We start from the raw sequence: 18267 nt of genomic DNA, 5'->3' as shown, positions 1-18267 counted from the left end.
AAACAATAAAACTTTAGTTTGAACTAGGTAAAACTATGTTAGACCCAATCAACGGTAAACAATTAAGTGAGTACGACCTACGTTTATTAAGAGTGTTTAAAGCAGTTGTCGAACATGGTGGTTTTGCGGCCGCCGAAGGGTTTTTAGGCATTACACGCTCAACAATCAGCGTACATATGTCGAGTTTAGAAAGTAGGATGAACTTAAAGCTATGTGTACGTGGGCGCAGTGGGTTTGCGTTAACTGAGCGCGGCCAAGTGGTCTACCAGGCGTGTTTAAAACTATTTGCATCGATACAAGAGTTTGGCTCGTTAGTTGACAACTTAGGCAAAACCTTAAGCGGTGAACTTATTATCTTGTATTCAGATCTGTTAGATAGAAGCAGCATTATTAACCTTGGCAAAGCTATTGCGGCTATCAAACAAAAGGCGCCACGGTTGTGTGTTTCGCTAAACATGGATACCGTCGCTAATATAGAATCAGCATTAATCAACAATACTGCCCATATTGGTTTTTACCCGGCCTACCGAAGTATTGATGGCCTACAAAGTGAAGTGGTATTTAGTGAAACTATCTATTTATGTGCCAGCCAGCACTCTCCTTTATATCACCTGACTGATACCGACATTGACCCGAGCATATTGAGTCAATACTCGGCCATTCACCCTGGCATTGAGTTAAACCCTAAAGGCCGCAAGCAACTGCAACAGTTAAACTTTGGCGCAAAAGGCTACCAATTTGATAGCCGCTTGGCCTTAATATTATCTGGTGCTTATATCGGGTATTTACCTAAAAGTGAAGTTAAACCCTACCTAGACAATCAAGACATTAGATTGATTAATGCCACGGAGTATTGCTACCCCTTTGAGTTGAGCTTGGTACACAAGGTTAACCCTAACGATAAAGAAAAGGTGCAATTGGCTATGTCTGAGCTTTCACTCGTGTTTAACCATCAGCAGAGTAAGCATTAAACTCTTTGTTATCCAACTTGCTTGTGCTGCATGGTAGCGATAATGGCTTCATCGGTAGATAACATAGCCGTTTTAGACATAAGGCCCAGCTGAGTAATACTGTCGTCAGCCGACTCAAAAACAATGCCTTGCTGAGAAGACACACAGCGGCCCGCAACAGCGAGTATCGCCGATTTAACTGCGCTACTTGCACCGGTTGATACCTTCATAGCACAACCTGCTTTTGCTCCATCACAAAACACACCAGACACATCACCAATCATAGAATTGATAGCCCGATGGATAGCGGCTAAGTCACCTTTAAGTAACCACGTAAGTGCTGCGGTAGAACCCATTGCGGCCGTGGTAGCAGCACATAACGCGGATAGTTTATTTTGCTTAGACTTAACATAAATGGCGACTAAATGGCTAAGCATTAGCGCGCGTACGTATTGATCATCGTTTAGATCGCGTAACTCAGCAAAGGCAACAATTGGCATAGTTGCAGATATACCTTGATTACCACTTCCAGAATTGCTCATCGCAGCTTGATGAGCTCCGCCCATGCGTGCATCTGACGCCGCGGCGCCCAAACGCATTGCTCGTCCCAGTAAGTCATCGCTTAGTAGGCCCTGATCCATTTGGCTTTGTAAACTAGCGCCTAGCCCTAGGCCAAAGTTGCCGCTTAAACCGGTATCGGCGAGGGCTTTATTTAACTCTGCCGCGCGTTTAATGAAGCTTATGTTAGCTAAGGGAACCGCAGTTATAAATGACAAAATGTCGGCAATCGTTAAGCTTAAGCTCTGCTCACTAGTTGAGCTCGTGCATTGTACATTTTCTGCTTGGTAAACAACTTCACCATTCACTACCATATATTCGAAACGGGTATGCGCTTTAGCAATGCACACTTCTACATGCCTATCAGCCAAACTCGCGTTTACCACGGTGTAAAGTACATCGTCATTGCTAACCATCGACACCGACACACGCTTTTCGTCTAAAAGCTGATTCGCCCTAAGTAAGCCTTGCTCGCTGATAGTTGCAAGAACCTCTAAACCTTTATCTGCATCGCCTGCAGTAGCACCAACTGCTGCGGCAATAGGCAAACCGGCTTTACCGGTACCAGGTACAAATACACCCATGCCATTTTTATATAAGTTGGGAGTAACCTTAATGGTGAGATGATCGGGAACCCCACCCAGTAATTCGCTCGCCTTAGCGCTCGCTAAAGCAACAGTGACGGGCTCGGTGCAACCTAATGCCGGTACCACTTCCTTTTGTACTAGGTCTATATACTGTTGCCACTGATTTACCATCATGAATTCTCGGTGATTTAAGATACCTATATGATATTTTTAGTGGCTTAGAAAATGTTGGCGTTTTTGGCTATGACCAGCCAAATGAAGACATTATTTTTCAACTATAATCTAAAATTGGCAATATATTTCTAAATTTACATTGATGTAAGAAATCAAGCCCTAGAAAAGGGCTTGAGGAGGAAGGCCAACAACTACCAATCCACGCCTTTTCTAGCTTTAATACCAGACTCAAAAGCATGTTTAACGTTTTTAACTTCCGACACAGTATCCGCCAGTTCTATCACTTTACGATGACAAGCGCGTCCAGTAACAACTACAGACTGTTCTTTAGGGCGTTGCGCAATGGCTGCAACCACTTCATCTACGTCTAAATAATCGTAACTCAACATGTAAGTTATCTCGTCTAATAACACCAAATAAATAGACGGATCGGCTAACCACTGCTTACAACGTTGCCACACTTCTTGCGCAGCTTGTGTATCCAATTCTCGATTTTGAGTTTCCCAAGTAAAACCTGTTGCCATAACAGCGAATTCAACACCATTCTTTTCTAGCAAGTTTCGCTCACCACACTCCCAGCCGCCTTTAATAAACTGCGCGGCAACAGCCTTATAACCATGGCCAGTTGCACGCGCAACGTTGCCGAAACCAGCGGTTGATTTACCTTTACCGTTTCCGGTTATGACCAGCAGCAAGCCTTTTTCGATTTGCGCATCCTCTACCTTTGCATCAACGCTAGCTTTTAGTTTTTCCTGGCGTTGCTGGTGTTTCTCTTGATCTTTACTCATCCCTGCTCTTCACTTGTTACCCATTTGTTGGCAAGTGTAGCCTGAGCTAAAGCCAATAAACCAGTACTGTTTCTCTAGAATAGCTATAAACCTTTGGGTATAGTGCTTTCACGATAAATGATGGAAGCCTTTATGTTTAAAGATAACCCTCTATTAGCCCAATTGAAGCAGCAAATTAGAGAGACGATTCCAACTGTTGAAGGTGTGGTTAAAGCCACCGAAAAAAACTTTGGATTCCTTCAAACAGATAATAAAAAAAGCTACTTCATCTCTCCCCCTATGATGAAGAGGCTAATTCATGGCGACCGTATTAGCGCGGTCATTCGTGAAAACAGTGGTAAAGAATCAGCTGAACCAGAAGAGCTAGTCGACGCAGCGCTTGATACCTTTGTAGCGCGCGTAACTTTTGTAGACAAGCGAACCAAACTACAGGTAGATCACCCTCTAATAAACCAAGCCTTGAATGCCAAAGTTAAAAAAGACAGTGGTTTTTCAATCAAACAAGGCGATTGGGTGATGGCTAAGCTGCTGAAACACGCACTTAAAGACGACCATTTCCAAGCTGAAATCGTAGAGTTTATTGCAGAAAGTGACGATAATTTTGCCCGCTGGAAAGCGACCACGCTTAAGCACCAGCTCGCATGGGATCAGCCTGAATTTGCTGGTGACTTAAATATCATTGACCCAAACATTGAGCGTAAAGACTTAATTAATGAATTGTTTTTTACTATTGATGGTGAAAGCACCCTAGACATGGATGACGCTGTATCAATCAAACGCGATGCAGACCATTGGACGCTAAAAGTAGCTATCGCAGACCCTAGCGCATATTTAGAAGAACAAGGCGAGATAGAAAAAGCCGCTGTAAAGCGTGCTTTTACTCTCTATCTCCCAGCCCGTACTGTGCCGATGATGCCAAGTAAATTGGCCAATGAGCGCTGCTCATTACTTGCGGAACAGCAAAGGCCAGCATTAGTTTGCGAAATGAAGATTGGTTTTAATGGCGAGCTACTTAACAATGCCAACTTCTATTTAGCAAATGTACAGTCTAAGCACAGACTTAATTACAATCAGGTTTCAGATTTTATAGAGCAGACGAATCTAGAGCTTGCCCAGCATGAAGAACTCGCTATCGCTCTTCAGCAACTGGATTTAATGAGCCAGCAACGTTACCAATGGCGCGAACAAAATACCTCAGTTTTTGGAGACCAAGCAGATTACGAGTTTGTTTTGGATAACAAAGGCCAAGTGATGGACATTTTGCGCCAGAATCGCCGTAGCGCCAATCGCATGATTGAAGAATCAATGGTTGCTGCGAACATATGCGGTGGGCGTTTCTTGGATGAAAATTTAGGTCGCGGTGTATTTGCTAGCCATTCAGGCTTTAAAGAAGAGAAACTAGACAGCCTAGTTGAACTACTTGGCAAATTTGAAATATCGGTAGAGCGAGATAAGCTCAATGATCTAGAGTACTTCTGTCAGGTGCGTCGTAACATTATTGCTAGCGGCAACAAAACCTTAGATCAATTAGTTAAACGACATTTCAATTTTAGTATTTACAGTGAAACTTGCTTGCCTCACTTTGGTTTAGGTGAAGCAAAGTACGCCACTTGGACCTCTCCAATCCGTAAATTCAGCGATCTACTTAATCATCGCTTAATTAAATCGGTGCTTAACGGAGAAACGCCAAATTCACCGCTGTCTGAATCATTAGCTGAACATTTAAGCGACTGCAGAAAGCGCCAACGTTTTGCCGAACGTGAGATGGCCACTTATTTGTATTGTGAGTATTTTGCTGAACAAGATCCAAACATTGGTTTAGAGGCAGAAGTGACCAATATTAATCGCGGTGGTTTAAACATTCGATTGTTAGCCAGCGGCGCGTCGGCATTTGTTCCTAAAACAAAGCTTGCAGACAAAACTGAAGACTTAAGCATTGAAAGCGAGTTAGGCACTATCACTACCAAAGATAAGCAGTTTAGTCTTGGTGATATCATTGAAGTAAAAATCACTGAAGTGAAAAAGCTACAGCAATCAATAGTAGCTAGCCCAGTTTAAACCAAGCAATACCTAAAACTAAAAAAGCCAGCTATAAGCTGGCTTTTCTAATTTTAACAAACATTAACTTGGGTTACGTAGCTCTAAGTAATCTAGAGCAATTTCGGCAGCTTCAGTTAAAAATGCATCGTCTAGTTCTAAATCTTTCGGCGCATCTTCTAAATCTTTAACGGGTTCTTTACCTAAGCGAACTAAGCGCTCATTTAATCGAGCTAATTGTTTCTGCTCTTTTTCATCCCGCTGCGCGATACGCGATTTTTCATTTAAGCTAACCGACACCATATCTTTATCTTTACGGTAGTCAGCTATATCGCTAACGATATATTGAAATTCTGTATCATTGGCAATTCGTGCTGAGTGCTTTTTATCTAAGGCTTCAATATAAGGACTAACGTCACCTAATAGCTTGTACTGAGCGGGCTTTATCTTGTCCCAAGGTAGTGCGTTATCTTCTACACTTTCACCAGTTTCTTCTGGCAACAAAGCTGAAGGATAAGAGATATCAGGTACTACACCACGGTGCTGAGTACTGCCGCCATCGATACGATAAAACTTAGCAATTGTGTATTGAACATGACCTAATTCATTTTCGTACAAATCGTAAATTCGACCTAAACCGCGATGCTGCTGAACAGTACCTTTACCGTAACTTTGTTCGCCTATAACCAGTGCTCTTCCGTAATCTTGTAACGCAGCAGCAAAAATCTCTGATGCTGAAGCACTATAACGGTCAATTAACACCACCATTGGGCCACTGTAAGTTACCGAATTACTCGTATCATTGTTAACGGTAATGCGGCCTAACTGGTCACGAACTTGGACTACAGGCCCCTGCGGTATAAACAACCCGGTTAACGCTGTTGCCTCGGTTAACGCTCCACCACCATTTCCACGTAAGTCAACGATCAGTGAACTAATGTTTTCTTCGTCAAGTTTATTGAGCTCTTTGCTAGCATCTTCGCTTAAGTTTACGTAAAAGCTCGGTACGTTAAGTACCCCTACTTTCTTGCCATGTAACTCAATAACTTCGCTTTTGGCGGCGCGGTCTTCCAGACGAACCTTGTCGCGAATAATATCAACAACTTTAGTTTTGCCATCAACTTTGCCGCCCGATGCCAAGATTTCTAAACGAACAGTGGTGCCCTTAGGGCCTTTGATAAGATCAACTACGTCATCTAAACGCCAGCCGATAATATCTACAATCTCATCTTCGCCTTGGGCAACACCCACAATCTTGTCTTCAGGACCTAGTTGGTTACTCATTGCAGCAGGGCCGCCAGGCACCAAACTACGAATAACCGTATATTCGTCTTGACCTTGCAACACCGCTCCAATGCCTTCAAGAGATAAATTCATCTCCATTTTGAAGCGCTCTGCAGTGCGAGGAGACAAATAGCTGGTATGCGGTTCAATGCTACGAGAATATGCATTCATAGCCGTTTGGAAAACATCTTCACTGCTAGTTTGCACCAAACGTTTAATCGCACTGTTATAGCGTTTAGCTAACACCTTTACAATTTTGTCGTGATCTCGACCCGCAAGCTTTAAGTTAAGCGCATCGTACTTAACCTTTAAACGCCACAGCTCTTTTATCTCTGCTTGGGTTTTAGGCCAGTCTGCTTCACTACGGTCAAATTGGAAGTCTTCATCTTTAGTGAAATCCATCGGTTCATCGAGAACCTGTAATGAATACACTAATTGCTGGTAACGACGTTTAAGGGACAAATCAAACATTGAGTAAAGCGGTTCTAAACGCCCTGCTGGAATGTCTTGATCTAAACTGAATCGGTAGCGTTCGAAGCGAAGAAAGTCTTCCTCAAGAAACAAGCTGCGATTGTAATCGAGCTGTTGTACAAACTTATCAAACATTTCGCTGGAAAGTTCATCATCGAACGGAACACTGCGGTAGTGTGAACGGGAATATAAAGCGCTAATCCTTTTAGCCGCGGTTGCATGTTGGCTTTGCTGGCTTAATGTGGGTAGCGCGTCTTGTCCTAATGTAGGCGTTTGAGCCAACAACAGAGTTGAGTAACTAAGCGTTAAAAAAAATAGCCACAGACGGCTCAAATATTTCATAGGCACCTATTCTCACTACTAAAAACGATTATGCGACGATATGTTCTGCTTTGACTTTAACTAACATACCGCTTTTAAGTGTAACAGCAATGCCATCTTTTGTTACTTCTGAGATCTGGCCCGGCATTGGTGTTTTTCCAACCAATACACGTACTTGCTTCCCAGCAACTAAATCTTTACTGTCGATTTTTTCAATCTGCTTTTTCTCTACCGCTGGTTTATTGGTACTTTGTTTCGGTTTACTAGTACGTTTAAATTCAGCTTTAGCCTTACGTTCGCCAGATTTATTTTTGTCGGCTTTTTCGGCCTGCGCTTTCTTGTTAGCAAAAGCTTTATCTTTGCTTTCTTTCAAGGTTTTTTGCGCGTGTTCTACATGCTCTTGCTCAATTTCAGCACCTTCAACACCGTCTAAGTCAACTCGCTTAGAACCCACTTTAACGCCATGTAGGTAGCGCCAGCTTGAAGTGTATTGGCGCAGTGCCGAGCGAAGTACAGTATTACTAACTTTCTCGTCTTCTTTTAGACGTTCAGCTAAATCCTGAAAAATACCAATTTTAAGTGGCTTAGCTTCACCTTCTGTAGAGAAACAGTTAGGAAATTGCATTGCCAAATATTGAATGACTTCTTTACTATTTTTCAGTTTATTAGTTTGTTCCATGATGACCTTTCTTAAACATCTCTTCTGGTACAGCGACAGGGCTGATTTCGGCTATTATAGTGAGCGTATATTGAAAAGCCATTAAAAATGCACATCCGCCAAGTTATTTTCCAGCACGTTAACTAAATGCTCGATACCAATTTGGTCATCGGCACCAAAACGGGAAAGCTTAGGACTATCAATATCGATTACCCCAAAGAGTTGCCCATTTAAACGGAATGGCACCACAATTTCAGACTCACTCGCGCTATCGCAAGCGATGTGGCCAGGAAAACTATGCACATCAGCCACTCTTAGAGTTTCTTGCTGAGCAAAGGCCTCGCCACACACACCTTTACCTACAGTAATAGAGGTACAAGCAGGTTTACCCTGGAACGGGCCCAAAAATAATGTGTCTTTGTTTTGGTTTATTAAATAACAACCAACCCAATTAATGTCGCTTAACTCTAGCCACAGTAAAGCAGAGAAATTTGCTAAGTTTGATATGTAAGGTAGGTCTTTGTCTAAAATAGCGTCTAACTGTTTGCCAAGCGTGATATAACGTGTTGATACCTGTTCCAAGCTTTAAGCCTCTTCTTCTATCATTGATGGCTCAAACTCTTGGCCTTTTAGCACCTGTTGTAAAGCGTTGCGCTGCGATGAAAGGTAAAAACCTAAGTTTTCTGCTTGTTGCTCGTTAAGTTTTGGCTCTGCGTGCTTAATCAACAAAGTAAGTTGATCGGCAACATCTAACATTTTGTCGTAGTTATCGGCTTCTTTCTTTGAGCTAAAAGTCATTTTCTCTACACCGTTCCGTTCGACGACATATTTAATAATTACAGCCACCGCTGCCTCCATTTACTGTTTTTATATACAGGATAGTATGCATCATTCATTTTTAAACTACTAGTGACAAATTTTTACAGCATAGTTGGCTCGACTTGGCTAATATGTAGATTATGAAATCTTCTGAGTTATCAAAGCTATCCATTTGCCCAAGTTGTGATCTTTTAGTGGATACGCACGCCCATTGCAGAGCCGGTAAAGTTCTTATTTGCCCACGCTGTAAGCATACCTTAGCGCGAGGTAACAGAGCCCGATTTTCTAGCCAATTTGCACTCGCCCTTACCTGCTTAATTATGGTGTCTCTTGCAAATACTTACCCTTTATTAAGCTTTACATTCTTGGGAATACCCAGCTCAGCTAACATTCTTCGTGGCACAGTATTGCTGTTGGAGCACGGCTATTACCTAGTGGGTTTTGCTGTTGTTATCGCCAGTTTCATTGCACCAATACTGCTTTTTAGCCTTATTTGTTACACATCGTTGTCGTTAAGCAAGGGTTGGAAAGCGCCAGGTCTTGCCACTGCGTTGCATTTTCAAGATGATTTGATTCACTGGAGCATGATAGAGGTTTATATCGTCAGCTTTTTAGTCGCCCTAGTGAAACTGGTTGAATATGCTGATATTGATTTAGGTTATGGCCTCTGGTGTATATGTATTACGCTATTGTTATCTACTCGTTTGATTCAACGGATAGAACCAGCAGAGTACTGGGAGCGTTATGTACACATCCGCTAAGCAAATGGGTTTAAAGCTCTGTAGACACTGCAAACTGTCCATGTCAGAAGAGCAAACTCATTGCCAACGCTGTCATATGCGAGTGCATACCAGAATCCCAAACAGCCTGCAAAAGTGTTGGGCATTTGTTATTGCCGCTACAGTGGGCCTTTTCCCCGCTAATCTAATGCCTATTACCGTGCTAAGTACGCGCGGAGCGCCTCAATACGAAACAATAATGTCTGGTGTAATTAGTTTAATAAAGGACGATATGGTAGGCATTGCCATCGTCGTTTTTGTAGCCAGTATAGTTGTTCCAGTTATGAAACTTGTTGGCTTAATCGTGATTATGCTCAGCTTGCAATTCAAGATGAATTTAGATAATCGACAACGTATTGTTATTTATAGGATAATTGACATTATCGGCAAATGGTCAATGCTTGATCTGTTTGTACTGTCAATTATGATAGCGGTTTTTGAACGTAACAACTTGGTCGGAGTAGAAGCCGGGCCCGGAGCTACAGCGTTTGGTGCAGTTGTGTTGTTAACACTATTTGCTGCTAAGTCATTCGACACAAGAATTATATGGGATAAACAACTTGAACAACGCTAGCGCTCCAGAGATTAAAAAAGAACGCGTAATCTCCCCTATTTGGTTGCTACCTATATTAGCGATAGTGCTAGGAGCATGGCTGCTATTTAAAGCGTGGTCAGAAGCCGGCGTAAAAATTGACATTGTGTTCGAAAGTGCCAAAGGTATTACCGCTGGGCAAACACAGTTGTTCTATCAAGGTTTAGATATCGGCGTAGTTAAGTCAGTCGCATTAGCCCCTAAATTGGAAGGGGTAATAGTAAAAGCAGAAGTTAAAAGAGAAGCCGAACAACTTTTAAAAGCTGACAGCCAATTTTGGTTAGTGACACCGAAGGCCTCAATTACAGAAATTAGTGGTTTAGATGCCTTAGTATCTGGTAACTATATAGAACTAAACCCTGGCACCGGGAAATATGACGACAGTTTTGTTGCCCTCTCAGAGCCACCAAACATTATTAGAGGTAAAGGCCTGAACGTGCGACTAAGCGCTGACGATTTAGGCTCTCTAAATATCGGCTCCGCGATTTACTTTAAAAAGATTAAAGTTGGTGAGGTTCAACGTTACCAACTTACAGACGAACACAAAGTAGAATTTGATATTCAAATAAGGCCTCAGTTCGCTCATTTAGTGAAAATAGATACGCGCTTCTGGAATGTGAGTGGCTTTGAGGCAGATATTTCCCTAGACGGAATGCAGATAAGCAGCGAGAGCTTAGCCAGTGTTATTTCTGGTGGTGTGAGTTTTGACAGCCCTCTTCAATCTGCCATTGCCACAAAAGGGCAAAGCTTTACCCTCTACGATAACCTAAAGGATTCTCACCGCGGCAAACCGATTCAAATTAATATGCAACAGCAAAATGGATTGGTGGCAGGTCGGAGTAAACTAATTTATCGAGGCGCTAACATTGGTTTTGTTAGCGAAGTTGTAAACAACGGCAGTCATGACCAGTTTACTGCTAAAGCCTTGGTTGAGCCAAAATACGAAGATTTGTTTAATAGCTCTACTCAACTTGTTCTTATCAAACCCCAAATTAGCTTAAATGGCGTTAAAAACATAGGGGCCTTAGTTGGTGCTAAGCAGATAGAAGTTATTGCCGACCAAGGAGAGCTTGCTACACAATTTGAACTATCTTTAGCCCCTAAACCACCACAGGGCAGTAAAGCCTTCACGCTGACTACTGATAACGTTAAAGGTGTGAGCTCAGGTAGCCCTATTGTTTACAATGGACTAACCATAGGTAAAGTTCTTGCGCTGAACCTAAAAAACCGTAGTTTTGAGTTATCGACATATATCGCACCAGAATTCGCAAACCTACTCACCACTAATTCTCGTTTCTATAACCAAAGTCCGTTAGCAGTAGAAGCAGACTTGAATGGCATCACCTTAGAAAGCAGTGGTTTAAGCGGATTTATACAGTCTCCTATTATTTTGTTACCAGGGCAGTCCAAAAAGACTAGCACCAGTAAAACGTTCCGATTACACCACAACAAACAAGCCGCTTTGCTTTCTAAAGAAAAAACACTAGCTCCGCTTAAACTTACACTAAAAACTGACTATTTAGGTTCTTTAGCTGAAGGGGCACCAGTACTATATAGGCGAGTTCCGGTAGGTAAAGTAGATTCTTATCAGCTACTAAAAGATGGGGAAATCGAGGTTGAGCTAGAAATCTATGGAAATTACCGTTACCTAGTCGCTGATAACACGCGTTTTTGGCATGCCTCTGGCCTAGAAATTAAAGCAAGTTTAGAGGGATTATCCGTAAACAGCGAGTCATTAAAATCACTCGTGTTAGGCGGTATAAGCTTTGATCAATTCGACGAATTAGCTAAAGAAACCCAGCGTACAATTTATAAATCAAAACAATTGGCGACTAAACGGCACTTAAATATCGCCCTGTCTACTCAAGATAGCCACGGCATATACAACAACATGCCAATTAAATATCAAGGCCAACAGATCGGTAAAGTCACCCAACTGGGCTTTAGTGAAGACTTAAGCACATTAACGGCAAGTGCTGAGCTAGATTTCCCTTACTATCGCAACTTCGCACGCAGTGGAAGCTTGTATTGGCAAGAAAGTGCTTCGATTAGCCTATCTGAAGTGAAAAATTTGGATACTTTGGTCAAAGGCGATTTTATTAACGCTTTGCCTGGTAAAGGGAAACCGCTTCAAACATTTAAGCTGTTAAAAGAAGTGCCTAACACCGACAAGGGTTCACTACATGTGTGGTTAAGCTCAAGCCATTTTGGGTCTCTTAAAATAGGCAGCCCGGTATTATATAAACAATACAAAGTAGGCACTGTTGATAAAGCGAAATTAGAACTGGATGGCTCAAAAATTCTAGCGCGACTTAACATTGACTCAAGTTATCGTCATTTAGTTAGGGCGAATAGTGTGTTTTGGAATGCCTCAGGAGTGGATGTAAAACTGGGATTAGGCGGAGCAGATATTCGTCTTGATTCAATGGAAACCTTGTTAACTGGCGGTATTGCTTTCGCGACTCCAGAAACAAAGCCCTTGGCCGAATCAGCAAATGATAACGATAAATATCAATTACAGTCCACATACGACGAAAAATGGCTACAATGGAGCCCTTCTATTCAACCTTAGACATATTCGTTTTGACTAAACCAATTAACTTCCCAGCCAAATTCATAGAGCGCATTGAAAAAGACCTTCCCAGCGACCTGAGTTTGGCTAGCTTTAAAGCGATTTGCCAGCAACCAATGCGCAAAAGTATTAGGGTAAATACCTTAAAAACCGATGTGGATCAGTTCACTCAGTTAGCGAAGGCCAACGGCTGGCGACTAGAACCCATCCCCTGGTGCAAAGAAGGCTTTTGGATTGAACGTGAAAACGAGAACGTATCTTTAGGTAACACAGCTGAACATATGGCTGGACTGTTTTACATCCAAGAAGCCAGTTCCATGTTACCGGTAAGCGCCCTATTTCATTGCTTTGATGCTAACAACGATAGTCTGTTGTTAGACGCTGCCGCAGCGCCCGGGTCCAAAACCACTCAAATGGCCGCCAAGCTTAAAGGGCGAGGTGCTATTGTTGCCAATGAGTTCTCCGCGAGTAGAGTTAAAGTGTTAAGCGCCAATTTACTTCGCTGTGGAGTAATAAATGCCGCTATCACCCACTTCAGTGCCGAAATATTTGGCACGTGGATGCCAGAGAAATTTGATGCCATTTTACTTGATGCTCCATGCTCTGGTGAAGGCACTTTAAGAAAAGACCCACAAGCTTTGGATAACTGGTGTGAACAGCATGTCGAGAGTATTGCTGCATTGCAAAGTGAGCTATTGGCCAGTGCACTACATGCACTAAAACCAGGTGGAACGGTCATCTATTCAACCTGTACTCTTAACCAACAAGAAAACCAACAAGTGATTGATAAGGTTAATCTTCAATACCCGAATAGCTTTGAACCAATCAGTCTGAGTCAGCTTTTTCCTGATTGCCAAAAAGCCATAACCCCTGAAGGGTATTTGCACGTTTGGCCACAACGCTTTAACAGCGAAGGGTTCTTTGTTGCTGCTTTACGTAAGTCAGACCAATCAATGCCTACTGAAGTAATTAAAAAGCGAATTAAGCCCTTTGCTTATCAAGCGGCAAGCGCAAAGCAAAAAAGCGCCATACAACTGCACTTTTTAGAATCGTTTGGCCTTACACTGCCAACTGATTACTCGGTATTTATCAAAGGCAGCGACTACTGGTTATTACCTAACAGCTTTTTGTTAGTTAAAGATGAGATGCGTTTTGAACGAGTAGGAGTGAAATTAGCCGAAGAGTTTAAACACGGCTTTAGAACAAGCCACGATGCAATAACAGCTCTAGGTGCAAACATCAGCAACAGCCTCATTGAGTTAAATGGTCAACAAGCCCATGAGTTTTATCAAGGGAAAGATATTGCCTATCCAAACTCGAATAAAGGTGAAGTAGCACTAAGCTATAAAGGCCAAGTTATAGGATTAGGTAAGTGGATTAGAAACAAAATTAAAAACTCTTACCCACGTGAATTGGTTAAAGACAAGGGGCTGGCGTGAACTTGCAAATACAGTATTTGCTACTACACTTAGCAAACTATTAGCGCAAGGCTCTACACAGAGCCATTCCCCTACGCTCCGCTCAAGGACTAGAGTGGAGCCGTTTTTTTAAGGCTTAGCCAAGCTGAACAAATCGAAGAAGTTTTTCGTTGTTTGCTCTGCTACTTCTTCTAAGCTTACCCCTTTGATCTTAGCCAAACATTTTGCCACATCTAATGTATAAGCGGGTTGGTTTTCATCTCCACGATGGGGAACGGGTGCTAGATAGGGACTGTCTGTTTCAACCAAAATTCGATCTAACGGTAACTGTTTGAAGGTATTTTGTAGCTCTTTTGCCGAATTGAAACTAATAATACCGGAAGCCGAAATGTAAAAGCCCATCTCTATCGCCGCTTGCGCCATTTCTAAGCTTTCGGTAAAACAATGCAATACCCCTTTACAGCGCTCTGCATTATGTTGTTTCAATAAGTTAAGCGTATCTTCTCGCGCGTCGCGAGTATGAATAATTAGGGGTTTTTGGTGTTTTACCGCCAGCTTAATGTGTTGAGTAAACACCTCATGCTGTAGATCTTTGTGCTCTTTAGCGTAGAAATAATCTAAGCCAGTTTCACCCACTGCAACAACTTTAGGGTGGCTCAAGTATGACTCCATCAGCTCTAAGTCAAAAGCTTGGTCTTGAACATAAAGAGGGTGCATACCGCAAGATGCAAATACATTATCAAACTCCCCTACTTTGTCCATCATACTGGGAAACTTGTCTGGCGAAATAGCAACGGCAAGGCAATAATCTACCCCTACATTTTTTGCTTTTGCTAGGGCCTCAGCCACGTTTTGATGTTTGTCTTTATAATCAAGTCGGTCTAAATGACAATGTGAATCTACTAACACGTATTGTTAATCCTTAAATTCGGCAAACAACGGGTAGAGCTGTTGGCCCACGTTAAGTCCGGGAAATTGTTCTAATTGTTTGTTTAGCCATAACCAGTCTTGGTAAGCCCGCCCTAGCGTGCTTTTTAAACTAGAATTTAGTGCAAGTTGTGGAAAAACTGCTGGCGAATCTAAACCTTTGGCAATGCTAAAACTTAAGGCCAAACTTTGACCTAGCCAAAGTAACTTATTGCTATCTTTCTGAATCAGCTCGGCCAATTTGTTAGGTTTTGCTTCAACCATTTGTCTGAACTGCAATAAAAACTGTTCTAGTTCGGTGTAGGTTTGGTCTCGATAAAACTCAGCGATAGTTAGCGGGGAACCGTTACAAAATCGGTATATTAACGCGAAGTTATCATCTAACCTTATTTTCTGTTTACTTAACCAGTGCTTCACCAAGTCTCGTTCAGGGGTTGTGATGGTTAACAACTGACAGCGACTAAGGATGGTTGGCATTGCTTTGAACGGTAGATGATTAACTAGAATAAAACGAGTATCTGCAACCGGTTCTTCTAAGGTTTTTAGCAAGGCGTTATTGGATGCCATATTCAGCAAAGCAATATCTTGTATGATCGCGACTTTATTTTTACCAATACTACTGGTTTTATTAGCCCACAGGCTTAGTGCACGAATATCATCAACTTTAGGTTTGTCTTGGTTAAGTAAAAACAAACTTCCATGAGCGCCAGCATCAACCAATTTACAACTGTGGCATTGATTGCAGGCTTGGTGTTGTTGTTCGGAGCAGAGAATTGTTTTGGCCACAAACTGGGCTAACTGCAACTTACCTAGCCCCTTTTCTCCCCGTAGTAGCAAACTTTGCGGGAAAGTATCTGCGCTTAATTGGGCTGATAACTGCTTCCAGGCTTTTCCTAACCACGGCAAACTCATCGTAATTCTCGCTTATAAACCGGCTAGATAATCTTTAAGATGCTGAGAGATGTCGCTAGCGACTTGCTCAATATTTTGGCTAGCATCTATTTTAACGATATTGGGTTTGCTCTCCGTCTGCTCTAGATATACCGCTCGACTACGCTCAAAAAAGCTTAAGGCTTGTTGTTCAATTCTATCTAGTTCACCGCGGTGGCGAGCTCGACTTAAACCAAGGCTTGGTTCTATGTCTAAATAAAGAGTGAGATCGGGTTCAAAATCGCCAATGGCAATCTGCTTGATGGCAGCAAGTTTTTCAACACCCAATTGGCGGCCACCGCCTTGGTAGGCTTGTGAGCTGAGATCGTGTCGATCTCCAATAACCCACTTACCACTTGCTAAAGCAGGTTTAATGCGTGTTTCAACTAATTGTGCTCGAGCAGCATACATCAATAATAACTCGGTGCTATCACAAACTTGTTCTTCGCCGACGCCCTGCTTCACGATATCTCGTAATGCTTCAGCTATTGGCGTGCCGCCAGGCTCCCGAGTATTAATAAATGGAATTTTTCGTTCGCTTAATAATGCCTGAATAGCGGCAACCGCAGTACTTTTACCAGCGCCTTCTAGACCTTCTATTACAATAAATTTACCAATAGTCATGTTGTTACTTCTTTAATATGTATTTTCTAACCGCTCGGTTGTGTTCCGCAAGATTCTTAGAGAAGTAATGCTCACCGCCACCTTTGGCTACAAAATAGTAATAGTTCGATTTTTCAGGATTAAGCGCGGCAATAATAGCATCTTCGCTAGCCATCGCGATTGGCGTTGGAGGTAAAGCGCGAATCACGTAAGTATTGTAGGCCGTGGCTTCTCGCAAGTCTTTACGCCGTATGTTGCCATCATAACGCTCGCCCATTCCGTAAATAACCGTAGGATCAGTTTGCAAACGCATACCTTTGTTTAAGCGATTAACAAACACCGACGCAATGCGCGGCCGCTCAAACTTGGCTCCCGTTTCTTTTTCAATAATTGAGGCCAAAATCAAGGCTTCGTATGGTGATTTAAGCGGCACTTTTTTATTACGTTTGTCCCACTGCTCTGCAATTACTTTTTCTTGTGCTACAAAAGAACGTTTAATAATGTTTTCTGCAGGAGTGCCATGAACAAAGAAATAGGTTTCTGGCAGCAATAAACCTTCTAATTTGGTAAATTCACTACCAAGCCAAGTTAACAGCTCTTGTTCAGTTTTGCTGCTCGCTTTAATACCTTTAGTTTGGTTGAGCTTTTGCCAAAATTGAGTATACGTTTCGCCTTCAATCAAGCTTACTTTTAACTGCACAACCTTACCGCTTGCTAATATGTCGGTAAGCTGTGCATAGCTAAGTTCAGGCGGTAGTTGGTAATGACCAGTTTTAATTTGGCTATGCTGAGGATGAAGTTTAAACCACACTCTTAGCCACCAATTATCTTGCTCTGCATCTAGAAATACGTTTTGAGCAACTCGATAAAAATTATCGCCAGAGCTCACTTCAATTTGTTCTAATTGAGTGTCTCGTGCTTCCTGCCACTGAGTATTCAGATAGTCATCAAACCATGTGTAAGCCGCAAAGCCTGCTAGAGAAAAAAGTAGAACAATAACAACTAATTTACGAAACATTATTCACCAAATCTTGAAACCATCGACAAACAGGAAACTGATTAAACTTACGTTCATCAAACTGCTTAACTGGAGCAAACTGGATAATTGAGTTACTCATAAAAATTTCATCTGCACCTAACAAATCGGATAATGAAAAAGTACCGAGTTTAAGTTGATAAGGCGAATGCTGAATACTATTCAGAAGAAACTGACGTTGCACACCTGCAACACCGGCTCCGCCAAGATCACTCGTATAAATGTAATTTCCCTTTACCCAAAACAAGTTAGAAGCCACACCCTCAACAACGTGATCATTTATATCTAAGCAAACCAAATCATCAAAGCCACGTTCTTCAGCTTCAATCTTTAGCATAACTTGCTCTAAACGATTTAGAGTTTTAACCGAAGAATAAAGGCCACCATAGGACAAGCGCTGAGTAGCAGAGCCTACTCGGAGTCCATTTTTTTGCAGATCATTATAAGCCTTGGGATAATCAGCAGTGCTAATTAAGATAGTTGGCGTAACCACTTTAGGAGGAGCGTACCCTCGCCCACCTTGGCCACGACTAACAACGACTTTAGCCACGCAGATTTGACGGCCAGCAACCTTTAGCTTTACCTGTTCAAGTAAGCTCTCTAAGTCTATTTCTGGAAACTTTAAGACTCGCTGAGCATTTAACAAACGCTGCTGGTGATAGTCCCATAGTTCTACTTCACTCTTCTTCACCAACATTGTCGTGAAGAAACCATCGCCATAATTAAATCCGCGATCAAGCGCAGATAACTCAGAGCCCTGCAA

17 protein-coding genes are annotated in these 18267 nt (G+C 42.2%); 6 read left to right on the top strand and 11 right to left on the bottom strand.

Annotated elements, in window-relative coordinates:
- The first annotated feature begins 35 nt into the window (after positions 1-35).
- The gene (locus tag ACLD71_RS15885; RefSeq protein WP_411991305.1) at positions 36-971 is read left to right on the top strand and encodes a LysR family transcriptional regulator; all 936 of its coding nucleotides are present in this window, start codon (positions 36-38) and stop codon (positions 969-971) included.
- 8 nt (positions 972-979) lie between these two features.
- Here the strand turns inward: ACLD71_RS15885 and ACLD71_RS15880 are convergent, their stop codons facing one another.
- Both ACLD71_RS15880 and cobO read right to left on the bottom strand, forming a co-directional pair.
- Positions 980-2269 (bottom strand): serine dehydratase subunit alpha family protein, encoded by a 1290-nt coding sequence (locus ACLD71_RS15880; protein ID WP_411991304.1) that lies wholly within the window; start codon positions 2267-2269, stop codon positions 980-982.
- Between the two features lie 191 nt (positions 2270-2460).
- Complete coding sequence (gene cobO / locus ACLD71_RS15875) at positions 2461-3057, bottom strand: cob(I)yrinic acid a,c-diamide adenosyltransferase (RefSeq protein ID WP_411991303.1); 597 nt, start codon at positions 3055-3057, stop codon at positions 2461-2463.
- A 132-nt stretch (positions 3058-3189) separates the two neighbouring features.
- On the opposite strand from cobO, the gene ACLD71_RS15870 reads away from it, so the two are divergent.
- Positions 3190-5115: an exoribonuclease II gene (locus tag ACLD71_RS15870; protein ID WP_411991302.1), complete on the top strand. Its 1926-nt coding sequence runs from the start codon at positions 3190-3192 to the stop codon at positions 5113-5115.
- A 63-nt stretch (positions 5116-5178) separates the two neighbouring features.
- Here the strand turns inward: ACLD71_RS15870 and prc are convergent, their stop codons facing one another.
- The 4 genes from prc to ACLD71_RS15850 form a co-directional block, all read right to left on the bottom strand.
- Positions 5179-7191: a carboxy terminal-processing peptidase gene (gene prc / locus ACLD71_RS15865; protein WP_411991301.1), complete on the bottom strand. Its 2013-nt coding sequence runs from the start codon at positions 7189-7191 to the stop codon at positions 5179-5181.
- Between the two features lie 28 nt (positions 7192-7219).
- A complete protein-coding gene (gene proQ, locus ACLD71_RS15860; RefSeq protein ID WP_137673282.1) occupies positions 7220-7849 on the bottom strand; it encodes an RNA chaperone ProQ in 630 nt (209 codons plus the stop codon).
- 81 nt (positions 7850-7930) lie between these two features.
- Entirely contained in the window at positions 7931-8410 is a 480-nt protein-coding gene (locus ACLD71_RS15855; protein WP_411991300.1) for a GAF domain-containing protein, read from the bottom strand.
- Positions 8411-8413: 3 nt separating this feature from the next.
- Positions 8414-8674: a YebG family protein gene (locus ACLD71_RS15850; RefSeq protein WP_137673284.1), complete on the bottom strand. Its 261-nt coding sequence runs from the start codon at positions 8672-8674 to the stop codon at positions 8414-8416.
- 167 nt (positions 8675-8841) lie between these two features.
- On the opposite strand from ACLD71_RS15850, the gene ACLD71_RS15845 reads away from it, so the two are divergent.
- Genes ACLD71_RS15845 through rsmF form a run of 4 tightly spaced genes read left to right on the top strand, consistent with a single transcriptional unit; the run spans position 8842 to position 14029 of the window.
- The gene (locus ACLD71_RS15845; protein WP_161985141.1) at positions 8842-9408 is read left to right on the top strand and encodes a paraquat-inducible protein A; all 567 of its coding nucleotides are present in this window, start codon (positions 8842-8844) and stop codon (positions 9406-9408) included.
- A 40-nt stretch (positions 9409-9448) separates the two neighbouring features.
- Positions 9449-10000 carry a paraquat-inducible protein A gene (locus tag ACLD71_RS15840; RefSeq protein ID WP_411991299.1) on the top strand — a complete coding sequence of 184 codons (552 nt, stop codon included), beginning with the start codon at positions 9449-9451 and terminating at the stop codon, positions 9998-10000.
- A complete protein-coding gene (locus ACLD71_RS15835; RefSeq protein ID WP_411991298.1) occupies positions 9987-12590 on the top strand; it encodes an MlaD family protein in 2604 nt (867 codons plus the stop codon). The genes ACLD71_RS15840 and ACLD71_RS15835 overlap by 14 nt, the downstream gene beginning before the upstream one ends.
- Positions 12591-12601: 11 nt before the next feature.
- Positions 12602-14029, top strand: a complete 1428-nt coding sequence (rsmF, locus tag ACLD71_RS15830; protein WP_411991297.1) for a 16S rRNA (cytosine(1407)-C(5))-methyltransferase RsmF — start codon at positions 12602-12604, stop codon at positions 14027-14029.
- A gap of 108 nt (positions 14030-14137) precedes the next feature.
- On the opposite strand, the gene ACLD71_RS15825 is transcribed toward rsmF, so the two are convergent.
- From ACLD71_RS15825 to pabC, 5 genes are read right to left on the bottom strand one after another with little or no spacing between them, the layout of a single operon-like run.
- The gene (locus ACLD71_RS15825) at positions 14138-14917 is read right to left on the bottom strand and encodes a TatD family hydrolase (protein WP_411991296.1); all 780 of its coding nucleotides are present in this window, start codon (positions 14915-14917) and stop codon (positions 14138-14140) included.
- A gap of 6 nt (positions 14918-14923) precedes the next feature.
- Positions 14924-15847, bottom strand: coding sequence for a hypothetical protein (locus ACLD71_RS15820; protein ID WP_411991295.1), 924 nt, complete (start codon positions 15845-15847; stop codon positions 14924-14926).
- 12 nt (positions 15848-15859) lie between these two features.
- Complete coding sequence (gene tmk, locus ACLD71_RS15815; protein WP_303552826.1) at positions 15860-16489, bottom strand: dTMP kinase; 630 nt, start codon at positions 16487-16489, stop codon at positions 15860-15862.
- Positions 16490-16493: 4 nt separating this feature from the next.
- The gene (mltG, locus tag ACLD71_RS15810; protein WP_137673292.1) at positions 16494-17486 is read right to left on the bottom strand and encodes an endolytic transglycosylase MltG; all 993 of its coding nucleotides are present in this window, start codon (positions 17484-17486) and stop codon (positions 16494-16496) included.
- Positions 17476-18267, bottom strand: a complete 792-nt coding sequence (pabC, locus tag ACLD71_RS15805) for an aminodeoxychorismate lyase (protein ID WP_411991294.1) — start codon at positions 18265-18267, stop codon at positions 17476-17478. Before pabC ends, mltG begins: the two co-directional genes overlap by 11 nt.

The sequence above is a fragment of the Agarivorans sp. DSG3-1 genome (assembly GCF_046774965.1).
GTDB lineage: Bacteria > Pseudomonadota > Gammaproteobacteria > Enterobacterales > Celerinatantimonadaceae > Agarivorans.
The sequence above is the reverse complement of the archived record's forward strand: the minus strand, read 5'-3'. Positions and strand labels throughout refer to the sequence as shown.